Raw genomic sequence first — 18055 nt, 5'->3', positions numbered from 1 at the left:
ATTAATGAAATATCTGTTACCGCTGCTGTTGTTCATCGCCCTGTCGGTTTTTTTGGCGATTGGTTTAAAACTCAATCCCCGCGAAATCCCCTCGCCGCTGATCGACAAACCGGCGCCGGCCTTTAATCTACCGATTTTGTCGACACCCGAGCAACGCCTGAGCCAAGCCGATTTTAAAGGCAAAGTCTGGTTGTTGAATGTCTGGGCATCCTGGTGCGTATCCTGCCGCGAAGAACATCCCTTATTGATCGAGCTGGCCAAGCAAAACAAGGTGCTGCTGGTAGGTTTGAACTACAAAGACGAAGCACAGGCTGCCAACGCCTGGCTGAGCAAACACGGTAATCCTTACAATGTCAGCGTGATGGATGCTGATGGCCGAACCGGCATTGATTACGGCGTGTACGGCGTGCCGGAAACCTTCGTGATCGATAAGCGCGGCGTGGTGCGCTACAAACATACCGGTCCGGTCCAGCCCGGCGAACTGGAAAGCATTTTCCTGCCGTTGATTGAAAAACTGGAGGCGGAAAGCGCATGAAAACTCTCTTCGCCTTGATCTTGTCGTTGTTTGTGTTTCAAGCCCAAGCCGAGATCGAATACCGTGACTTCAAACAACCCGAGCAGGAACAGGCTTATCAAACCTTGATTTCTGAGCTGCGTTGCCTGGTTTGCCAGAATCAAACCATCGCCGATTCCAACGCCGACTTGGCCAAGGACTTACGCCGGCAAGTTTACGAAATGCTGCAACAAGGTAAATCCCGGCAAGACATAGTCGATTTTATGACCGACCGTTACGGCGATTTTGTGATGTACAAGCCGGCCTTGAAACTGAAAACCATGCTGCTCTGGTTGGGGCCGGTGCTGTTCCTGGTCATCGGCTTGGCCACGGTCTGGGTGTTGCGCAGCAAAACCAGTGCTAGTGAGGACCAATCGCTAACGAAAGAGCAACAAGCCAAGCTAAACAGCATTTTGGAAAAAGGTGACGACTCGTGAATCTTGAGTTTTGGCTAGTGATAGCCGGTTTAATCGTGCTGGCGTTGTTGGTGTTGCTGCCGCCATTATTTAAAAAAACGCCGCTACGTTACGCCGATGGCGAACAACGCAATACCGCAATCGCTCGTCAACAACTGGCCGAACTTAAACTGCAATTGCAAAACGGCGCGTTGTCGCAGGAGCAGTACGATGCCCAGTATCGCGAATTGCAACTGACTCTGCTGGGTGACCTGGAAGACGATGTGCCGGCCGCGTCTAGCGCCAAAACCGGCCGTTGGATAGTGCCGGTCGTGGCGATTACGGTACCGCTGTTAAGTCTGTTTTTATATGGCTTGCTCGGCGAACCGCAAGCCTTGGTCAAAGCCGAATTGGCAGCCAACAATCAAAAAGCGGCCGACAATGTCAAAAGCATGGTCAACAAACTGATAGAGCGTCTAAAACAGCATCCGGAAGATTTGGAAGGCTGGATGATGTTGGGCCGTGCTTATGTTTACGCACAACAATATCAGGACGCCGCCAACGTATTTGCCGAACTGAATCGCCGCAAACCCAACGACCCGGCCGTCATGCTGCATTACGCCGACGCCTTGTCGATGGCGCGTAACGGCCAAATGGACGGCGAACCAAGCGAGCTGGTGGAAAGAGCCTTAAAGCTGGTACCGGAAGACCACACCGCCTTATGGTTGGCGGGCATGGCCAAAGCTGAAGCCGGCGATTTTGCCCAGGCAATCACGCATTGGAAGAAATTATCCGCTCTGCTGCCTGCCGACGACGAATCCCAGGCGCAATTGCAAAAAATGATACAAATGGCCGAAGCAGAACAGCAAAAACCGCAAGCGCCGGCATCATCGGCGGCGGCTATCGATATTACTGTGAAAGTCGAGCTGGATGCGGCAGTCAAAGCCAAAGCAGAACCGCAATACACCGTGTTTATCTATGCGCAGGCCGTCAACGGTCCGAAAATGCCGCTGGCCATCGTCCGTAAACAGGTTTCTGATTTGCCAGCCAGCGTGGTATTGAACGACAGCATGGCGATGCAGCCGCAAACCCATCTGGCCGATTTCAAACAACTCCGTATTGTCGCCCGCATTTCCAAAACCGGTAACGCTATGCCGCAAGCCGGCGATTTGATCGGCACCGCGCAGTTGGATGCGGTCTCGGCTAATCCCAGCGTCGGCATCACCATCAATCAAGAAGTGCAGTAATGGATCAATCAATCGTATTCGACCTGGACTTGATCAAACGCTACGACAAGTCCGGGCCGCGTTACACCTCGTACCCCACCGCGTTGGAATTGCACGAGGGCTTCGGCGAAGCCGAGTATCTGCGGCATATTCAAAAATCCAACGCCGCAGGCGGGCCGCTGTCGCTGTACTTTCATATCCCGTTCTGCGACACCGTGTGTTTTTATTGCGCCTGTAACAAGATCGTCACCAAGAACCGCGCTCATGCCGTGCCGTATCTGGACAATCTTTGCAAGGAAATTGAGATGCAGGGCAAGCTATTCGACAACAGCCGGCCGGTCAATCAGCTACATTGGGGTGGCGGCACACCGACGTTTTTGAATTACCAGCAAATGAAACGCTTGATGGAGACCACCCGCGAGCATTTCAATTTGCATGACGACGACAGCGGCGAATATTCGATCGAAGTCGATCCGCGCGAAACCAACGACCTGACCATCGCCCAACTGCGCGAACTGGGTTTTAACCGCATCAGTTTGGGCTTGCAGGATTTCGATCCGGATGTACAAAAAGCCGTCAACCGCCTGCAAAGCAAGGAACAAACCTTCGCGGTTTTGGAAGCTGCGCGGAAGGAAGGCTTTCGTTCGACTAACATCGATCTGATCTATGGCTTGCCTTTGCAAACCGTGAACAGCTTTGCGGATACCTTGGACCAGGTGCTGGCCTACGCGCCCGACCGCTTTTCGATCTTTAATTACGCGCACATGCCCAGCCGCTTTAAAACCCAGCGGCAAATCAACGATGCCGATTTGCCAACGTCGGCTGTGAAGCTGGAAATCCTGCAAATGGTCGGGCAAAAACTCACCGATGCCGGCTATGTCTACATCGGCATGGACCACTTCGCCAAACCCGACGACGAACTGGCGGTGGCGCAACGCGAAGGCAAGCTGTACCGCAACTTCCAGGGTTACTCGACTCATTCCGATTGCGACTTGGTAGGGCTGGGCGTGACTTCCATCGGCCGGGTCGGCGACGCCTATATGCAAAATTACAAGGAACTGGACGAATACGATGCGGCCATTTCGCAAGGCAAATTACCGGTTTTTCGCGGCGTGGATCTGGATCAAGACGACAAATTGCGCCGGGCGGTGATTACCCAACTAATTTGCCATTTCGAACTGACTTTCAGCAAAATCGAAACCGAGTTTGCTATAAATTTTGCCGAGTATTTTGCGCCCGAGCTGGAAAACCTGAGGCTGATGAAAGCCGACGGTTTACTGGATTTAAACGCCGACGGCATCCAAGTTTCCACCGCCGGTCGCCTATTGATCCGCAATATCTGCATGGTGTTTGACAAATACCTGGCGCAGAAACAGCAGCAATTTTCTAAAGTGATCTGAGCCTGAGCGCAAGAGTAGTTCACTGCTTGAGCATCGCGTTAAGGCTGAACCGCCGGCTCCCTGTCGGATAAGGCTATCCAGATTTGCACAAAAAGCAAATCGCTTTGTTCGTCAAGCATTTTTGCTTGTGGGCAAGCCGGCGAGGTCGGCCATTAAAGCAAATTACCTGTTTTGCAGAGCATTTCGGGTGGCGCGCAAGCTTATGCCGGTTTGGACTTGCACCGATTTGGTTTTCTCGAATAGCTTTTTAGCTTGCGCGCTAGCCTATGCAGGTTGGCGATAGCAGCAAATTGCTAGGCGCGAATGGCTTTTTGCGGCACTGGCAAGCCGAAATGCCAGACGGTTAAAGATAAGAGGTGTTCGGGAGGGGCAAATAGCTTATCGGAGATAGCTTTTCGCTTGAAGCGCCAGGTATCGAGGCCAGCCGTCCCCGCAGCCAGCGCCGGATTTAGAGGGGAATGCTTAAAGCGGCCTTTTCCAGTGAATCGATTCTTTCAACTCAATACGGTCGCGAACGATGCGCTTCACGCTGTTCAACACAACCTATGCTTTGGCATTAACAGGCTGGTGAAAAACCCGCCGATATTTCCCCTTACCCACGATGTTCGTGATTTTTTCGAGTTGAAATCGGTCATGACATCGAGTTTCAAGCGTTTTGCCCCGGTTTCAAGGGCTTTTTATTCGCCTGAAGCCGTCTGTGGACGGTTTTCAGGCGAACTTCACCCTAGGCGGGTGCACTCCACGCCGGTTTCGGCGTGAACACCAATAGGTTGAGCATGCGCGTCAGGTTGTAGGCGGCAAAGCAAAACAAGGCCTGACCCGCGACTTTGGCTAAGCCGATGTGACGGGTTTTGCGCAGGCCGCCGACCGTTTTGACCCAGCCAAAGGCTTCTTCGACGATTTTGCGGCGCTTGAGACTTTGGGCGTAACCTTTGCCGCGCGCGGTGCGGCCGTCGACGGCACTGCCAATCTTTTTGCGGGCCACATGGGCTTTGATATCACGGGACTCGAGTCCGTTGACGAACGCCGGTTGGTCATAGCCTTTGTCGGCACCGACGCTGCCACCTTGGGGCACGCGGCGTTTGATCATTTTTTGCGCGGCTTCGATTTCGGCGGTGCCGGTGGCTTGTGTGGTTTCGACATCGACAATCAGGCCGTTGCGATTCTCGGACAAGGCATGGGTGATGTAACGCAGTTTGGCCTCGGTGTATTCGCCTTTCTTGTAAAGCCGGGCTTCGGGATCGGTTGTACTTTGATGGGTGGCGTTGCTGCGCTTTTCGCCACTGAAGTCGATCTCGGGATTGCGGCCGGCGGGTTTATCGGGACCACTACCATCTTTTTTGACGAAGCTTTTGTGCGAGGCCCAGGCTTCAATGAGGCTACCGTCGACGCTGAAGTGTTCGTCGGACACCAGATTTTGCCATTCGGCTATGGCCAGTACCCGCTCAAAAAATTCGCGACTCAGGGCTTCAGACAACAGACGTTCGCGGTTGGCACTGAACACTGTGCGTTCCCACACGGCGTCGTCGATGCCCAGACCGACAAACCAGCGAAACAACAGGTTGTAGTCCAGTTGTTCCATCAACTGACGCTCGCTACGGACCGTATACAGGACTTGTAACAGCAAGGCGCGCAGCAGTTTTTCAGGGGCAATCGAGGGACGGCCTGTGTGCGAGTAACGCTCGGCAAAGACGGCATCCATAGAGGCCAATACGCCATCAACCAGTAGCCGTAAACGACGCAACGGATGCTGTTTGGGAATACGGTCTTCCAGGCTAACATAGCTGAACCAGCTGTTTTGAATGGCATCGTGTCCGCGCATTGAAAGGCTCCAAATTTAGGTAGCCTATTTTAACAGTTGGCCCCTCATCTATGCCTTAGCTTACTTGGCTTTTCGAGTTTTTCACCAGCCTGTTAAAAGTCGGTTGATGAGCAAATAATGTAGCCTCGATGGAGTGAAACGAAATCGAGGTTTTGATGGCTTCGATTACCCGGATTCTGCTACGCTTCATGCAGGCTACTTGCTGTTTTTACGACGAAGAGGGCGATGAATATGTTTGAATGTCAATGTGGATCATGCCAAAAACCCATTCCCAGGGAAGACAGTAAACGCATCGTCGGTGAGAGCGTCCTGTCATGCCCATATTGTGTGACGCCATTGGTTTTTAGTGATCCAATCAGACTAATGGCCAACATCCTAGGCGCGGTTCTCGTGATCGCTGTTATTTATTTCACCTCGAGTTAGAACGTTGGCGAAGCGTTTTTACCGCTAGCCAAACAGCCTTAAGAATAATCGATTCGATAGTCGTGTAGGGTATGCATCGCATACCCTTTTGGAGATTTTTGACAAACCAAACTCCAAAAATGTACGCAATGCTTACCCTATTCAGCTAGATAGAAGGAGTTTTGAAAGCGGCTAAAACTCGCCAGACGAAACCAAAGTGCCAATGGCAAATGTCGAGCCAAAAGCAGTCGTAGCGTGATGATTATACGAACCGCACCCATCGCGAGCGATGCGCTTCACGCTGTTTAGTACATTCTATGACCCTTAATAAATAACATATGGTGGAAAATGGAACAAAATACGAAAATTAAACTTTATAGGGGTGGACTTAAAGATCAGGAGAGAATAGAACTTTATAGGGATAGACTAAAAGGATTAGAGCCCATTAGGGCTAGCTATCATGCCCAAAAAGAGAAAACTATACACGCTGTCGTTGGGGCTATAACTGGTTTTTCTGCATTTGTATTCTCGTCCGCTAATAAAATCATACAATCGGGTACGCTTGAGACACTCCTAGCGTTTTTTGTATTTATCTTAGTATTTTATATATATTCATTATTTTTTTTAAACAGCCAAATTTTTTTCAAGCGTGGTGTTGCTGCGCAAATTTTTGCAATATATACAGATCTTTGGGCTATATCTAATCAGCGTATTAAGGCGGATGATATTGGTCTTAATGATGAGGAAGCCGGTTCACTAATAGGATGTTATGGAATTAGTGGGAGCGCGGCTTCAGTGAAGTACTGGTCTAAACAATTTGCCAAAAACGTGGAAACATCCTATAAAAAGCATTCTCTTAAAGATTCAGACACCATATTGCTACTATTGATGGGGATGATGTCCCTACTTTCTATATATAATTATTATATTCAAGTTCCTCAGGAAAAAAGTGATAAGGCATGGAATAGTATTATTCAATGTCTCCAGGAAATAATTGATACTGCTTACTGCTTATAAAGAAAGCTGGGTAGGGTGGGCACGCTTTTTGTACCCACACGGGATTAACAGGCTGTTGAAATTTAAAAATCTGCTCCACTTTTGTCCCTAAAAACGTGTTTCTGGCAAAATAAAATTTTGTAAGCCATTGATTGTTCGTTAAGACCAAATGACTTTAAACGGCAAATTGGAGGATTTTGGGAAATTTTTCCACCGATTTTCTTTTTTCAACAACCTGTTAAAGCCCGTTATTTATATCGGTGGGAAAAAGTATTGCCCACCCATTTGTTTGGGTTTGGATTCGTTTTCGTTTTCGTTTTCGTTTATCGCTGTGCGATTAAATCGAAACCGGTTTATCGAATTGGCGGATTGAATTTAGTTGTGTAGGCATGTCCGTTCAAATGATGTCATTACCTCCACGGTACGGCCTAACCGGCGTTTGTCGGCATCGATTAGCGAACAGCAACACGGCTTTGTTTGTTCTTCCGGTTTTGCCGTATTGCAGCCCAAGCATATCAACGGAGACGTATTACTAACCTACCTTCGATTGCCGCTAATTTGCAAATTGATGGATTTGTACACCAGTGCCAGTATGTATCCGGCGATTTCCGAATCTGATTTGCTGAATCTGCCGATTCCAAAATTTTCAACGGTCACCGAAAAGGCGGTTGAGCAGTCTTTACAATCCGCACGTCAAGCCAAACAACGCGCTTCCCAACTCCTCGATGCCGCCAAACACGCCGTCGAAATCGCCATCGAGCAATCGGAAGCCGAGGCCTTAGCCTATTTGCGAAGCCGTTAAATTACGCTGCTTCCCCCTTTGAAAAAGGGGGATTGAGGGGGATTTATTCGAAAAAATCTCCCCTAACCCCTTTTTCAAAGAGGGGGAGTAGCAGCTAAATGCGTGACTTAACAGTACTCGGCCTTTTTGCTCCACATCACAGCACCTTGACAGGAGAAAACCGGATGAACGACGACGAACTGGATGGCCCAAACCGGGTGTATGACGACCCTGAATTGTTGGAAGATTTCTTGCAACACATACTCTGGCCGTTTCTGAATTTCGGCCCCGATACGGCGGCGTTTTTTACCAATCGCTCCGACCTAAGCGGCTTTCTGCCGGACATCACCGAGGAGGACTATCAAAGGTTGGTCGATGCCATCAACCAACGCTACGGCATCGCGATGCAAACCCGCGACTGCGGCCGGATTTACCAAATCCTTGAACGCATCCGCGACGACGAACGGGCAAATAGAGTTTGGCAAGGCGAAGCGTAGGACGCAAACCCAGGATTTGACCAATTTAAACAACATCACCGCAACCGAAGGAAGCTAATCATGGCTATCTGGCTGATCCGCGCCGGCTCGCACGGCGAATACGAACAAAAATTCATCCAGGAAAACCGGGTTTACGTGACCTGGGACGGTTTGGACGTGAATCTTGCCAAGCTTAAACAGCGGGTGGATTTGACTGCGGCGATGAACGAGCGTTATCCGGATACCAAACCTAAAGCTATCCAAAATTGGGTGAGTCAGGTTTGGCCATTTGCGCATGAAATCAAGTTGGGCGATTGGGTGATTCTGCCGCTCAAGAGTCAGCCGGCTATTTATATTGGCGAGGTTACTGGCGGTTACCAATTCCAAGCCAATGGACCAACGCCGTTTTATCACTGGATGTCGGTTAAGTGGATATGGGAAGCGATACCCCGCGCGAATTTCAGCCAGGATTTGCTGTATTCCTTTGGCGCGTTTTTGACCATCTGCCGCATTCAACGCAACAACGCCGAACAAGGATTGCGGCGATGTGTGCTAACGGTTGGAAGCCGGAGACCATCGCAGGGGCAATCAAAATCAATATGCCGATTACCGACGAAGCCGCTGAGGACAGCAACCTCGAAGAACTGGCTCACGACCAAATCGCCCAACTGATCGCTTCCCGTTGCAAGGGTCACAGTCTGACTCGCTTAGTAGAAGCGATACTCAAAGCCCAAGGCTACACCACCTACCGCAGCCCGGAAGGCGCCGACGGCGGCGCGGATATTCTGGCCGGCGCCGGGCCTTTGGGTTTCGGTTCGCCGCGCTTATGCGTGGAAGTCAAATCCGAAACCAATCCTATCGACCGCCCGAGCGTGGACAAACTGCTGGGCGCCGTCGCTAAATTCGGCGCCGACGAAGGTTTGTTCGTGTCCTGGAGCGGTTTTAAAAACAACGTTCAGAAGGAATTAGCCGCCAGTTTTTTCCGGGTGCGGCTATGGACCCAAAAGGAATTGTTGGAACAACTGTTCGCCCATTACGACCGCCTCGACGACGACCTGAAAGCCGAGCTGCCATTGAAGCGGATTTGGACGGTGGCGGTGCAGGATGAGGAATAAGGTTTTCCGCTCATTTCGATGGTAATCGAAATGACTGTTTTAAATCCACACCGCGCAACGTTACTCCGCGCTGGGTCACCCGGTTAAAACTAGACACGTGCGCGATGCGGCTGTCATTACATTCGACCAAATCGGCGGGGATAATCCGGTTCACCCTTGTCGAGATGAATGGTTGTGCCGCAGATTGGGTAAGATGCCAAAGTTGGTTACAAACCACATAATCCGGGGTGTCCTTCGCACCCCTACCACCGTTCGGTTTAGGGGATTGGTTCAGCTCAAGAACTGCTCCGGCGGCAAATAATTAAAACCAAATGCGTCGGCAATCCCTTGGCAAGTAACGTTACCGCCCACGATATTCAAGCCTTTCAGTAACGCCGAATTGTCCCGCAATGCTTGTTGCCAGCCTTTATTGGCGAGTTGCAGGGCATAGGGCAGGGTGGCGTTGGTCAATGCCAGTGTCGAGGTGCGAGGCACGGCGCCGGGCATGTTGGCAACGGCATAATGCACGACATTATCGATGATATAAATGGGATCGGCGTGGGTAGTGGGGTGGGTGGTTTCGACGCAGCCGCCCTGGTCCACCGCGACATCGACGATGACCGCGCCTGGTTGCATCGATTTTAAATCGTCGGCCCGGATCAGCTTGGGCGCGGCCGCCCCCGTGACCAGCACGCCGCCGATGACCAGGTCCGCCGTGCGGATTTGCTCCAGGATGGCGTGCCGGCTGGAAAACAGCAGTTGCACATTCGCCGGCAAAATATCGCTGAGCTGACGCAGGCGTTCCAGCGACAAATCCATCACCGTGACTTGCGCGCCTAAACCTGCCGCCATTTTTGCCGCCTGCGTGCCGACCACCCCGCCGCCCAAGATCAAGACTTTGGCCGGCAATACACCCGGTACGCCACCCAGTAGCATGCCGCGGCCGCCATAGAGTTTTTCCAGGTAATGCGCGCCTTCCTGCACCGCCAGCCGGCCGGCCACTTCCGACATTGGGGTCAGCAAGGGTAATTCGCCGGACGGCAACTGCACGGTCTCATAAGCGATACAGGTAGCGCCGGATGCCAGATGTGCTTCAGTTAGCGGGCGGTTGGCGGCAAAGTGAAAATAGGTGAATAAAGTTTGTCCGGGACGAATCCGCGACCACTCCGGTTCAATCGGCTCCTTGACCTTGATAATCATCTCAGCAGAGTCCCAAACCGGCTCCGCACCGTCCACCAGCTGTGCGCCGGCTGCCTGGTATAGCGCGTCTTCGAAGCCGGCGCCAACGCCGGCGCCGCTTTCCATCGTGACGTTATGGCCGGCGCTCACCAACGCAGCAACGCCGGACGGTACCACCGACACCCGGTTTTCGTTTGGTTTGATTTCCTTGGGTATGCCGATTTTCATATTCACCTCTTGTGCAATATTAAATGATGCCGGTTTGATGACTGCAATAATCAGACCGTATGGCTTTGTCAGTCAAAAGTGCCAAATGTTCAACGACTTACTCTTTCGAGCGTAGCGCCATGTTGTCGCGTTTGTAGCGATTTGTTCGCCATTTTGGCGCAAAACCGCTGCGCTGTCCCAGGCGGTTGCATAGACTGCTCTGGACGGGACGGGCCGTAAAAATCGTCTAAGCTTAGCCCAGCGGCTTTACCAGAGAGAACATCATGACCCAACAAACGCAAAACATCCTCATCGGCCATTTAACCGAAGTCAGAGGCGATGGTATGGATGCCCGTATCACCGAAGAACATTCGACCGCGGCACCGATCATTAAACTGGGCGACGAGGAAATACTGGCCGGCCATATCGGCTCGTATGTGGTTATTAGGCAGTCGCATATCGGCGTGCTGGCCTTGGTGTTCAAAATGTGGGAACGGGATCGTTTCGACAGCGCCGGCAATCGCGCTACCGACCGTTTTATTGCCTTAATTCCGGTCGGCGAGTTGAACGAAAACAAGGTGTTCATTCGTGGCGTGCGCCATTATCCGACGCCGGGGGCGGAGGTTTATGCGGTTGGTCTCAGCGAAATCAACGCGATTTTTTCTAAATTTCGCGATTACGAATTTTTTATCGGGCAACTGGCCAGTCATAAGGATTATCACCTGAGCCTGGACCCGCGCGCGCTGTTTGGTAGGCATTTTGCGATTATCGGCCAGTCCGGTTCCGGTAAATCCTGGACCGTCACTAGCTTGATCCAGCACACCATGAAAGCCATGCCCAAGACCCACATGATCATGCTCGATCTGCACGGCGAATATTGCTGGAAGCGCCCGGATGGCAGTATCGAATCGGCGTTTCCCGCGGAGCAGGTCAATTATGTGGATGCGATGGATTTGGAGATGCCGTACTGGATGATGTCGTACGCTGAGTTGGTGGATTTGTTCATCGATAGAGACGACAGAGGCGCTTCGATGCAGATGTCTTTCATGCGCGAAGTGTTGCAGCAGTTGAAACGCAAACAGGCCAAAGCCATTGGCTTGACCACCGTTTCGATAGATACGCCGATTTATTTTTCGCTGGCGGAAATGTATATGCAATTCAAGGCCGCCAACGAGGAGCGCAAAGACTTTGGTAAAACCAAAGGTGCCTTATTCGGCCAGTTCGATGAGTTTCTGGTGACGATGCAGAGTCGTTTCAACGACGTGCGTTACGACTTTTTGTTAAAACCCAAAAAACGCAACAACTCGGCCAGCATGGCGGATTTACTCAGACAATTCGTGGGTTTGGGGCAAAAAAAAGCCAACATTACCGTGGTCGATCTCAGCTCCGTACCGACCGACGTGCGGCCGGCGGTGTCCGCGCAAGTCGGGCGGCTGGCGTATGAGTTCAACTACTGGAACCCGCGCCGCCGCGAATTTCCGATCACGCTAATCTGCGAAGAAGCGCATGCCTATATCCCGCGCGAAAAAGGCGGCCAATTCGACGGCACCAAGCGGATGATGGAGCGGATCGCCAAGGAAGGCCGGAAATACGGGGTCTCTATCGGCGTGGTTAGCCAACGGCCCACCGAACTGTCGGAAACCATGCTGGCGCAATGCAGCTCGTTTATTTGTCTGCGCACCACCAATCCGGACGACCAGCAGTATATTCGCGGCCTCGTGCCGGAGGCCGAGGGCGATTTGGCCGACATTCTTAGTTCGCTTGGCCGGGGGGAAGCGTTAGTGCTCGGCGAGGCTGCGCCGTTGCCGACCCGGGTGCAAATCTATAGGCCCAATCCGGAGCCGAAAAGTAACGATGTCGATTACTACACCAGCTGGCGCGAAGGCCCGGATGACCTGGATGTGGAAGGTATCGTCGCGAACTGGCGGACGCAGAATCGGCATTAAAAATCAAGGTGTCTGGGGGTATCTCGTGGTTTCTATTCCAGCCAGGAAGAAGAGGCCCTATGAGATGATCGTCGCCAAGCTCGCCGGGGGTAAGTCAGTCATCTCTATGCTGTTCGTCTTTGGAGTCAGGCCGCAGCAAGTTCGAATGCTGCGAGTTTAGTTCGGGTGTTGTAGCGGGCCGGCGTTGCTTTTGCAGATAAGGGCATCTCTGCGCAACAGTGATTGGTCGGTAATCCGACAGTAATCAACTCAAACCAAGTCACAGGTATCAAAAAACAGTTCCAATCTATCCAGCTCACAGTTGGCTAACTCCAGTGCGGCATCGAAGGTTTGAACATCATCGGCTTGCGCCGCGATGTCCAGCATCAGATCGCACATGCTTCCGGTTTTAAGCAGAGAATCATGCTTTTTTCCAATGTTTTCCAGTTGGTCTTCCGTTATTAGGTAAATTTTCATTTCTATGTCCTTGGCAGCTTGAATTTAACAGCAATTGATCTTGTGTTTCCAAATTAAGTTTTTTGGCAACCTCCTCTGCCGGTTTTTGCGATGCAAATAACAAATGGCGAGTGTTGTGCATATCTTCGCCTTGACAGTAGCTGATCCGGTATTGTTCTAGGGTACAGGGTGCAGCGTTTTTTACCCGCGGTGGCGATATTTAATGGTCGGATAAATTAGGATAATTTCCCTACGCGCGAAGGGATGTAATCCCGTCGAGCTTCGGGTTAAACTTCCCAACCGCAGGGGAGGGCATTGCTTGTGATAGGCCGTGTTAGCGGTTTTATATCTATCCCTCTCCGCTGACTACATCGATTTGTTGGTGAAGCGTTATCTCTCGTTACACTAAATAGACCAGTAAAATGACATCAGGCATACCAAGGAAAAGTTTATGCACCCGATAAAAATGGCCGGAATGGCCGCCATCTTATTTGCGACGGCCGCGCAAGCCGAAACCGTATTCGTCACGCTGGAAAAAGATAACGCAATTGCGGTACTCGATCCCGTCGAAGGCAAACTAGTCAAAACCGTACCTGTTGGCCAGCGGCCACGCGGGATCGCGATCAGTAAGGATGGCAAGACACTGTTCGTTGCTACCAGCGACGATAACACCATCCGCATGATCGATTCGGAAACACTGAAGGAAATTGGCAAATTGCCGTCCGGCGAAGATCCGGAAACCTTTGCTTTAAGCCCGGACGGCAAATTCATGTACGTGTCCAACGAAGATGATGCCGAGGTAACGGTCATCGACATCGCGGCAAAAAAAGCCGTCGGTAAGATCAAGGTAGGCGTGGAGCCGGAAGGTATTACCGTCAGCCCCGACAACAAATGGACGATCAGCGCCTCGGAAACCACCAATATGCTGCACTGGATCGACACCAACACTCGGCAAATTGCGGATAACACACTGGTCGATCCGCGGCCGCGCGCGGTAACGTTTACCGACGATAGCCAGCAATTATGGGCGACGTCAGAAATGGCCGGCACGCTGACCATTATCGATGCGGCGTCCAAACAGATCATGCAGAACATCAAACTGGACGTACAAGGTGTCAGTAGCGATCAGATTCAGCCGGTGGGCATCGCGATCGATAAGGAGCGCCGCTACGGTTACGTGGCGATGGGGCCAGCCAATCGCGTAGCGGTGATCAACGCCCAAACCTATAAAGTTGAGAAATTTTTATTGGTTGGGCAGCGGGTGTGGAATTTGGCGTTTTCGCCGGATCAAAAGCGTTTGTACACCACCAATGGCGTCAGCAACGATGTGTCGATCATCGATCTGGAAAACCATAAAGTGACCAAATCAGTGGCGGTGGGTCGTTATCCCTGGGGTGTGGCGGTTAAACCATGACCGAGATTGCCTTAGCGGTTGAAAACCTGAGCTTTGCCTACGGTGCAAAAAAGGCCTTGGATGCCGTAAGTTTTAACGTCCAATCCGGCGAATGCACCATCTTGCTCGGGCCGAACGGCGCCGGCAAAAGCACTCTGTTTTCCTTGATCACCCGGCTTTACGATGCCAGGGAAGGGCGCATTGAGCTGTGCGGTTTTGATCTAAAAAAGCAAAGTTTGCAAGCTTTGGCGCGCTTGGGTGTGGTGTTTCAGCAGACTACTTTGGACCCTGATTTATCGGTCACACAAAATCTGCGCTATCACGCGGCTTTACACGGCATCGGCCGCAAAGCCGCCGATAAGCGTATCCAAGAAGAGCTGGAGCGTCTGGCTATGTTCGAACGCCGCGGCGAAAAGGTCAGGCAATTGAATGGCGGCCACAAGCGCCGAGTGGAAATCGCCCGCGCCTTGCTGCACAAACCCAGTTTGCTGCTGCTAGACGAGCCGACGGTTGGTTTGGATATGCCCAGCCGTCAGGCTATTGTTAGTCATGTACATGACTTGGTGAAGCAGCAAAATCTAGCCGTGCTGTGGGCCACGCATTTGATTGACGAAATTGCCGCCGATGATAGCTTGATTGTTTTACACAAGGGCCAGGTCAAAGCCAGTGGCAAGCTCTCGGAGATATTGCAGACCACTGGGTGGGCCGATCCCGGCCAGGTATTCCAAAAACTGACTCAGGGGCCGCAAGCATGAGGGTTTTACATTACTGGCGAGCAACGGTCGGCATCGTCGGCCGCGAATTGTTGCGTTTTTTACATCAGCGCGAACGTTTCGTCTCGGCCTTGGTGCGGCCGTTGGTCTGGCTGTTCGTCTTCGCCGCCGGCTTCCGTGCCGCCTTGGGTATCGCCATTGCGCCGCCCTACGAGACTTACATTCTTTACGAGGTTTATATCACCCCCGGATTGTTGGGCATGATCCTGTTGTTTAACGGCATGCAAAGCTCGCTTTCGATGGTTTACGACCGGGAAATGGGCAGCATGCGTATGTTGATGGTGTGTCCGTTACCGCGTTGGTTTTTATTGTGCAGCAAGCTGATCGCCGGTACGGCGGTGGGCGTGTTGCAATCCTACGCTTTCCTGGGCATCGCCTGGCTGTACGATATTCAAGCACCGTTGATCGGCTATGTCTGGATTTTGCCGGCGCTGGTGCTGGCCGGCATGATGCTGGGGGCATTGGGTTTGCTGCTGTCGTCGTTTATCAAGCAATTGGAGAACTTTGCCGGGGTGATGAACTTCGTAATTTTCCCGCTGTTCTTCATGTCCACCGCTTTGTATCCGTTGTGGAAGATCAAGGAGTCCAGCGAATTGTTGTCAACCCTGGCGCAATACAACCCGTTCTCGCAAGCGGTTGAGTTGATCCGTTTTGCGTTGTACGAGCAGTTTAATCAACAGGCCTTACTCTTTACCGGCGCGGCGTTTTTGCTGTTTATGGGCGCGGCGATCATGGGCTATAACCCGAGTAAGGGCATGATGGTTAAAAAAGGTGGTGGTGGCGATTAATAGCGAATTGGCCGAATATCCCCCTAGATGGCCGGCCAATCTCCTGAAGCTAAGCCTTGTGTGTAGAACACCGATAGCCATGGGCTGTTTCACCATTCGTCCTGCGATAAACCAAGCTGCGCATAGCAAAAACCAACCGATAATCTAAGTTGACGACCCGTTTTTAATTACCCCCTTCGGTTACATTTAACGTGAGGCAATTCGAGGATTCGGACGACGTCATCGCCTGGGAAGAATCTACGATATAATTTCAAGATTTTCCGGCAACACCTAGCGCATTGCCGGAAGTGTACTTTTAATTTTGTGTACATCATTGTGTACACAACTATGCAAATTCAAATAAAGCAATCAATGGAATTTCCTGAATACAAGCGACGCCGCACTTTTGCCATCATCTCCCACCCTGACGCCGGTAAAACCACCATCACTGAAAAATTGCTGCTGTTCGGCGGCGCCATTCAGTTAGCCGGCTCGGTCAAAGGTCGTAAAGCGGCGCGCCATGCCACCTCCGACTGGATGGAAATGGAAAAGGAGCGGGGGATTTCCGTGACCACCTCGGTGATGCAGTTCGAGCATAACGATTGCATCATCAATTTGCTGGACACCCCAGGCCACGAAGACTTTTCCGAAGATACTTACCGGACATTAACAGCCGTAGACTCGGCGTTGATGGTGATCGACGTAGCGAAAGGCGTAGAAGACAGGACCATCAAATTGATGGAAGTCTGCCGGCTACGGGATACACCGATCCTGACCTTCATCAACAAGTTGGACCGCGAAGGCCGTGAACCGATCGAACTGCTCGACGAGGTCGAAAGCGTGCTAAAAATTCAATGCACGCCGATGACCTGGCCGATAGGCATGGGCAAGCGCTTTAAAGGGGTTTATCAGCTGTATAAAGACGAAATTTTGCTGTTCAGTCCGCACCACGGCGGTCGTATCGCCAAAGCCGAAGTCATCAAAGGCTTGAACAATCCCAAGCTCGACGAGCTACTTGGTTATCAAGCGGAAGAATTGCGCGATGAGATTGAACTGGTAAAAGGTGCCAGTCACGAATTCGATCACGCGAAATATTTGGCGGGTCAACAAACTCCGGTGTTTTTTGGTTCGGCGATCAATAACTTCGGCATCATCGAATTGCTGGACGCTTTTGCCGAATATGCACCAGGGCCGCGCTCACGCCAAGCCGAGCAACGCGAAGTGATGCCCGAGGAAGAAAAATTCACCGGCTTTGTGTTTAAAATCCAAGCCAATATGGACCCGGCGCACCGCGACCGCGTGGCGTTTTTAAGAATCTGTTCCGGCAAATTCGATAAAGGCATGAAGGTCAATCATGTGCGCATTGGTAAAAACATTCAGGTCGCCAACGCCATTACTTTTCAGGCGGACAGCCGTAAAAACGTCGAGGAAGCTTATGCCGGCGACATCATAGGCTTGCACAACCACGGCACTATTCAGGTCGGCGACACCTTTACCCAAGGCGAAGTCTTGAAATTCGGAGGCATTCCTTATTTCGCGCCGGAATTGTTTCGCCGCGTGGTATTAAAAGATCCGCTGCGTGCCAAAGCACTGCAAAAAGGTTTGATTCAATTGACCGAAGAAGGCGCTACCCAGCTGTTTCGCCCTCTGAAAAACAACGATTTGATCTTAGGTGCGGTGGGTATTTTGCAGTTTGATGTCACCGCCCATCGTCTCAAAAACGAATACAACGTGGAATGTGCTTACGACGTTTCGCCGATTAATACCGTGCGTTGGGTCAGCGCGAAAAATCCGGCCAAACTGGAAGAGTTTAAGAACAAGGCCTTCGAAAACCTTGCTGAAGATGGCGGCGGCTATTTGGTTTATCTGGCCAGCAGCCGGGTGAATTTGCAATTGACCGAAGAGCGCTGGCCGGACATTCATTTCAGTCAGACCAGAGAGCTTTGAAAGCTGATTCAAAGCCCATCTTTTAAATCCAAATCATGCGGAATCGCTTGCGGCCAAGCGATTCCTGCACAGCTTTTTCACGGCCGATACCATCATTTGTAGCCCTTATTTACCCACGAACCCCCCGCGCCGCTATCTCCCAGCGCAAAAACTCAGATCAATAAAAAATAGGCTAAACACTTAATATTTATAGATATATTTGCGCGAGGGATATACACTGCCGAAGCCAATCCGATAAAGATACGACTTTAAGCAACATCCGC

The 18055-nt window shown here is 51.5% G+C and carries 18 protein-coding genes; 14 read left to right on the top strand and 4 right to left on the bottom strand.

The genetic code is table 11. The features are described 5' to 3' along the window. The first annotated feature begins 4 nt into the window (after nt 1-4). The 4 genes from ACMXD4_RS14035 to hemN are packed head-to-tail and all read left to right on the top strand — an operon-like array spanning nt 5 to nt 3574. Entirely contained in the window at nt 5-535 is a 531-nt protein-coding gene (locus tag ACMXD4_RS14035; RefSeq protein ID WP_415878502.1) for a DsbE family thiol:disulfide interchange protein, read from the top strand. Continuing rightward, on the top strand, nt 532-990 hold the full coding sequence (locus ACMXD4_RS14030) for a cytochrome c-type biogenesis protein CcmH (protein ID WP_415878501.1): 459 nt from the start codon (nt 532-534) through the stop codon (nt 988-990). The genes ACMXD4_RS14035 and ACMXD4_RS14030 overlap by 4 nt, the downstream gene beginning before the upstream one ends. After that, nucleotides 987-2195 carry a c-type cytochrome biogenesis protein CcmI gene (gene ccmI / locus ACMXD4_RS14025; protein ID WP_415878500.1) on the top strand — a complete coding sequence of 403 codons (1209 nt, stop codon included), beginning with the start codon at nt 987-989 and terminating at the stop codon, nt 2193-2195. Before ACMXD4_RS14030 ends, ccmI begins: the two co-directional genes overlap by 4 nt. Beyond that, the gene (gene hemN / locus ACMXD4_RS14020; RefSeq protein ID WP_415878499.1) at nt 2195-3574 is read left to right on the top strand and encodes an oxygen-independent coproporphyrinogen III oxidase; all 1380 of its coding nucleotides are present in this window, start codon (nt 2195-2197) and stop codon (nt 3572-3574) included. The genes ccmI and hemN overlap by 1 nt, the downstream gene beginning before the upstream one ends. A 724-nt stretch (nt 3575-4298) precedes the next feature. On the opposite strand, the gene ACMXD4_RS14015 is transcribed toward hemN, so the two are convergent. Beyond that, nucleotides 4299-5396 (bottom strand): IS5 family transposase, encoded by a 1098-nt coding sequence (locus ACMXD4_RS14015; RefSeq protein ID WP_415878136.1) that lies wholly within the window; start codon nt 5394-5396, stop codon nt 4299-4301. Nucleotides 5397-6146: 750 nt separating this feature from the next. Here ACMXD4_RS14015 and ACMXD4_RS14010 point away from each other — a divergent pair. The 5 genes from ACMXD4_RS14010 to ACMXD4_RS13990 all read left to right on the top strand — a co-directional run bounded on the left by ACMXD4_RS14010 (nt 6147) and on the right by ACMXD4_RS13990 (nt 9166). Then, nucleotides 6147-6815: a hypothetical protein gene (locus ACMXD4_RS14010; protein ID WP_415878498.1), complete on the top strand. Its 669-nt coding sequence runs from the start codon at nt 6147-6149 to the stop codon at nt 6813-6815. A gap of 418 nt (nt 6816-7233) precedes the next feature. Then, nucleotides 7234-7596 (top strand): hypothetical protein, encoded by a 363-nt coding sequence (locus ACMXD4_RS14005; RefSeq protein WP_415878497.1) that lies wholly within the window; start codon nt 7234-7236, stop codon nt 7594-7596. Nucleotides 7597-7760: 164 nt separating this feature from the next. Further along, nucleotides 7761-8072 carry a hypothetical protein gene (locus tag ACMXD4_RS14000; protein ID WP_415878496.1) on the top strand — a complete coding sequence of 104 codons (312 nt, stop codon included), beginning with the start codon at nt 7761-7763 and terminating at the stop codon, nt 8070-8072. A 60-nt stretch (nt 8073-8132) separates the two neighbouring features. After that, entirely contained in the window at nt 8133-8723 is a 591-nt protein-coding gene (locus ACMXD4_RS13995; protein ID WP_415878495.1) for a restriction endonuclease, read from the top strand. After that, entirely contained in the window at nt 8651-9166 is a 516-nt protein-coding gene (locus tag ACMXD4_RS13990) for a restriction endonuclease (RefSeq protein ID WP_415878494.1), read from the top strand. Before ACMXD4_RS13995 ends, ACMXD4_RS13990 begins: the two co-directional genes overlap by 73 nt. Nucleotides 9167-9436: 270 nt before the next feature. Here the strand turns inward: ACMXD4_RS13990 and ald are convergent, their stop codons facing one another. After that, the gene (ald, locus tag ACMXD4_RS13985; RefSeq protein WP_415878493.1) at nt 9437-10552 is read right to left on the bottom strand and encodes an alanine dehydrogenase; all 1116 of its coding nucleotides are present in this window, start codon (nt 10550-10552) and stop codon (nt 9437-9439) included. 263 nt (nt 10553-10815) lie between these two features. Here ald and ACMXD4_RS13980 point away from each other — a divergent pair, with 263 nt between their 5' ends. After that, on the top strand, nt 10816-12477 hold the full coding sequence (locus tag ACMXD4_RS13980; RefSeq protein WP_415878492.1) for an ATP-binding protein: 1662 nt from the start codon (nt 10816-10818) through the stop codon (nt 12475-12477). 249 nt (nt 12478-12726) lie between these two features. Here the strand turns inward: ACMXD4_RS13980 and ACMXD4_RS13975 are convergent, their stop codons facing one another. Continuing rightward, a complete protein-coding gene (locus ACMXD4_RS13975; protein WP_276308167.1) occupies nt 12727-12855 on the bottom strand; it encodes a hypothetical protein in 129 nt (42 codons plus the stop codon). Nucleotides 12856-12877: 22 nt separating this feature from the next. Continuing rightward, nucleotides 12878-13054, bottom strand: coding sequence for a hypothetical protein (locus tag ACMXD4_RS13970; protein WP_415878491.1), 177 nt, complete (start codon nt 13052-13054; stop codon nt 12878-12880). 309 nt (nt 13055-13363) lie between these two features. Between ACMXD4_RS13970 and ACMXD4_RS13965 the strand changes: the two genes are divergently transcribed. The 4 genes from ACMXD4_RS13965 (at nt 13364) to ACMXD4_RS13950 (ending at nt 17792) form a co-directional block, all read left to right on the top strand. Further along, on the top strand, nt 13364-14326 hold the full coding sequence (locus tag ACMXD4_RS13965) for a PQQ-dependent catabolism-associated beta-propeller protein (protein ID WP_415878490.1): 963 nt from the start codon (nt 13364-13366) through the stop codon (nt 14324-14326). Next, complete coding sequence (locus ACMXD4_RS13960; protein WP_101055543.1) at nt 14323-15060, top strand: ABC transporter ATP-binding protein; 738 nt, start codon at nt 14323-14325, stop codon at nt 15058-15060. The genes ACMXD4_RS13965 and ACMXD4_RS13960 overlap by 4 nt, the downstream gene beginning before the upstream one ends. Continuing rightward, nucleotides 15057-15866: an ABC transporter permease gene (locus tag ACMXD4_RS13955; RefSeq protein ID WP_415878489.1), complete on the top strand. Its 810-nt coding sequence runs from the start codon at nt 15057-15059 to the stop codon at nt 15864-15866. Before ACMXD4_RS13960 ends, ACMXD4_RS13955 begins: the two co-directional genes overlap by 4 nt. Before the next feature lie 327 nt (nt 15867-16193). Then, entirely contained in the window at nt 16194-17792 is a 1599-nt protein-coding gene (locus ACMXD4_RS13950) for a peptide chain release factor 3 (RefSeq protein ID WP_415878488.1), read from the top strand. Nucleotides 17793-18055 lie beyond the last annotated feature (263 nt).

The organism is Methylomonas sp. TEB, assembly GCF_047777895.1.
Classification (GTDB): Bacteria; Pseudomonadota; Gammaproteobacteria; order Methylococcales; family Methylomonadaceae; genus Methylomonas.
Note: the sequence above shows the minus strand (reverse complement) of the source record. Positions and strands in the feature narration are given on the sequence as shown.

Coding starts and splice junctions, on each gene's coding strand:
- ACMXD4_RS14035 (WP_415878502.1), top strand. CDS start 5: ATGAAATATCTGTTACCGCTGCTGTTGTTCATCGCCCTGTCGGTTTTT.
- ACMXD4_RS14030 (WP_415878501.1), top strand. CDS start 532: ATGAAAACTCTCTTCGCCTTGATCTTGTCGTTGTTTGTGTTTCAAGCC.
- hemN (WP_415878499.1), top strand. CDS start 2,195: ATGGATCAATCAATCGTATTCGACCTGGACTTGATCAAACGCTACGAC.
- ACMXD4_RS14015 (WP_415878136.1), bottom strand. CDS start 5,396: ATGCGCGGACACGATGCCATTCAAAACAGCTGGTTCAGCTATGTTAGC.
- ACMXD4_RS14010 (WP_415878498.1), top strand. CDS start 6,147: ATGGAACAAAATACGAAAATTAAACTTTATAGGGGTGGACTTAAAGAT.
- ACMXD4_RS14000 (WP_415878496.1), top strand. CDS start 7,761: ATGAACGACGACGAACTGGATGGCCCAAACCGGGTGTATGACGACCCT.
- ACMXD4_RS13995 (WP_415878495.1), top strand. CDS start 8,133: ATGGCTATCTGGCTGATCCGCGCCGGCTCGCACGGCGAATACGAACAA.
- ACMXD4_RS13990 (WP_415878494.1), top strand. CDS start 8,651: ATGCCGATTACCGACGAAGCCGCTGAGGACAGCAACCTCGAAGAACTG.
- ald (WP_415878493.1), bottom strand. CDS start 10,552: ATGAAAATCGGCATACCCAAGGAAATCAAACCAAACGAAAACCGGGTG.
- ACMXD4_RS13980 (WP_415878492.1), top strand. CDS start 10,816: ATGACCCAACAAACGCAAAACATCCTCATCGGCCATTTAACCGAAGTC.
- ACMXD4_RS13975 (WP_276308167.1), bottom strand. CDS start 12,855: ATGTGCGATCTGATGCTGGACATCGCGGCGCAAGCCGATGATGTTCAA.
- ACMXD4_RS13970 (WP_415878491.1), bottom strand. CDS start 13,054: ATGCACAACACTCGCCATTTGTTATTTGCATCGCAAAAACCGGCAGAG.
- ACMXD4_RS13965 (WP_415878490.1), top strand. CDS start 13,364: ATGCACCCGATAAAAATGGCCGGAATGGCCGCCATCTTATTTGCGACG.
- ACMXD4_RS13960 (WP_101055543.1), top strand. CDS start 14,323: ATGACCGAGATTGCCTTAGCGGTTGAAAACCTGAGCTTTGCCTACGGT.
- ACMXD4_RS13955 (WP_415878489.1), top strand. CDS start 15,057: ATGAGGGTTTTACATTACTGGCGAGCAACGGTCGGCATCGTCGGCCGC.
- ACMXD4_RS13950 (WP_415878488.1), top strand. CDS start 16,194: ATGCAAATTCAAATAAAGCAATCAATGGAATTTCCTGAATACAAGCGA.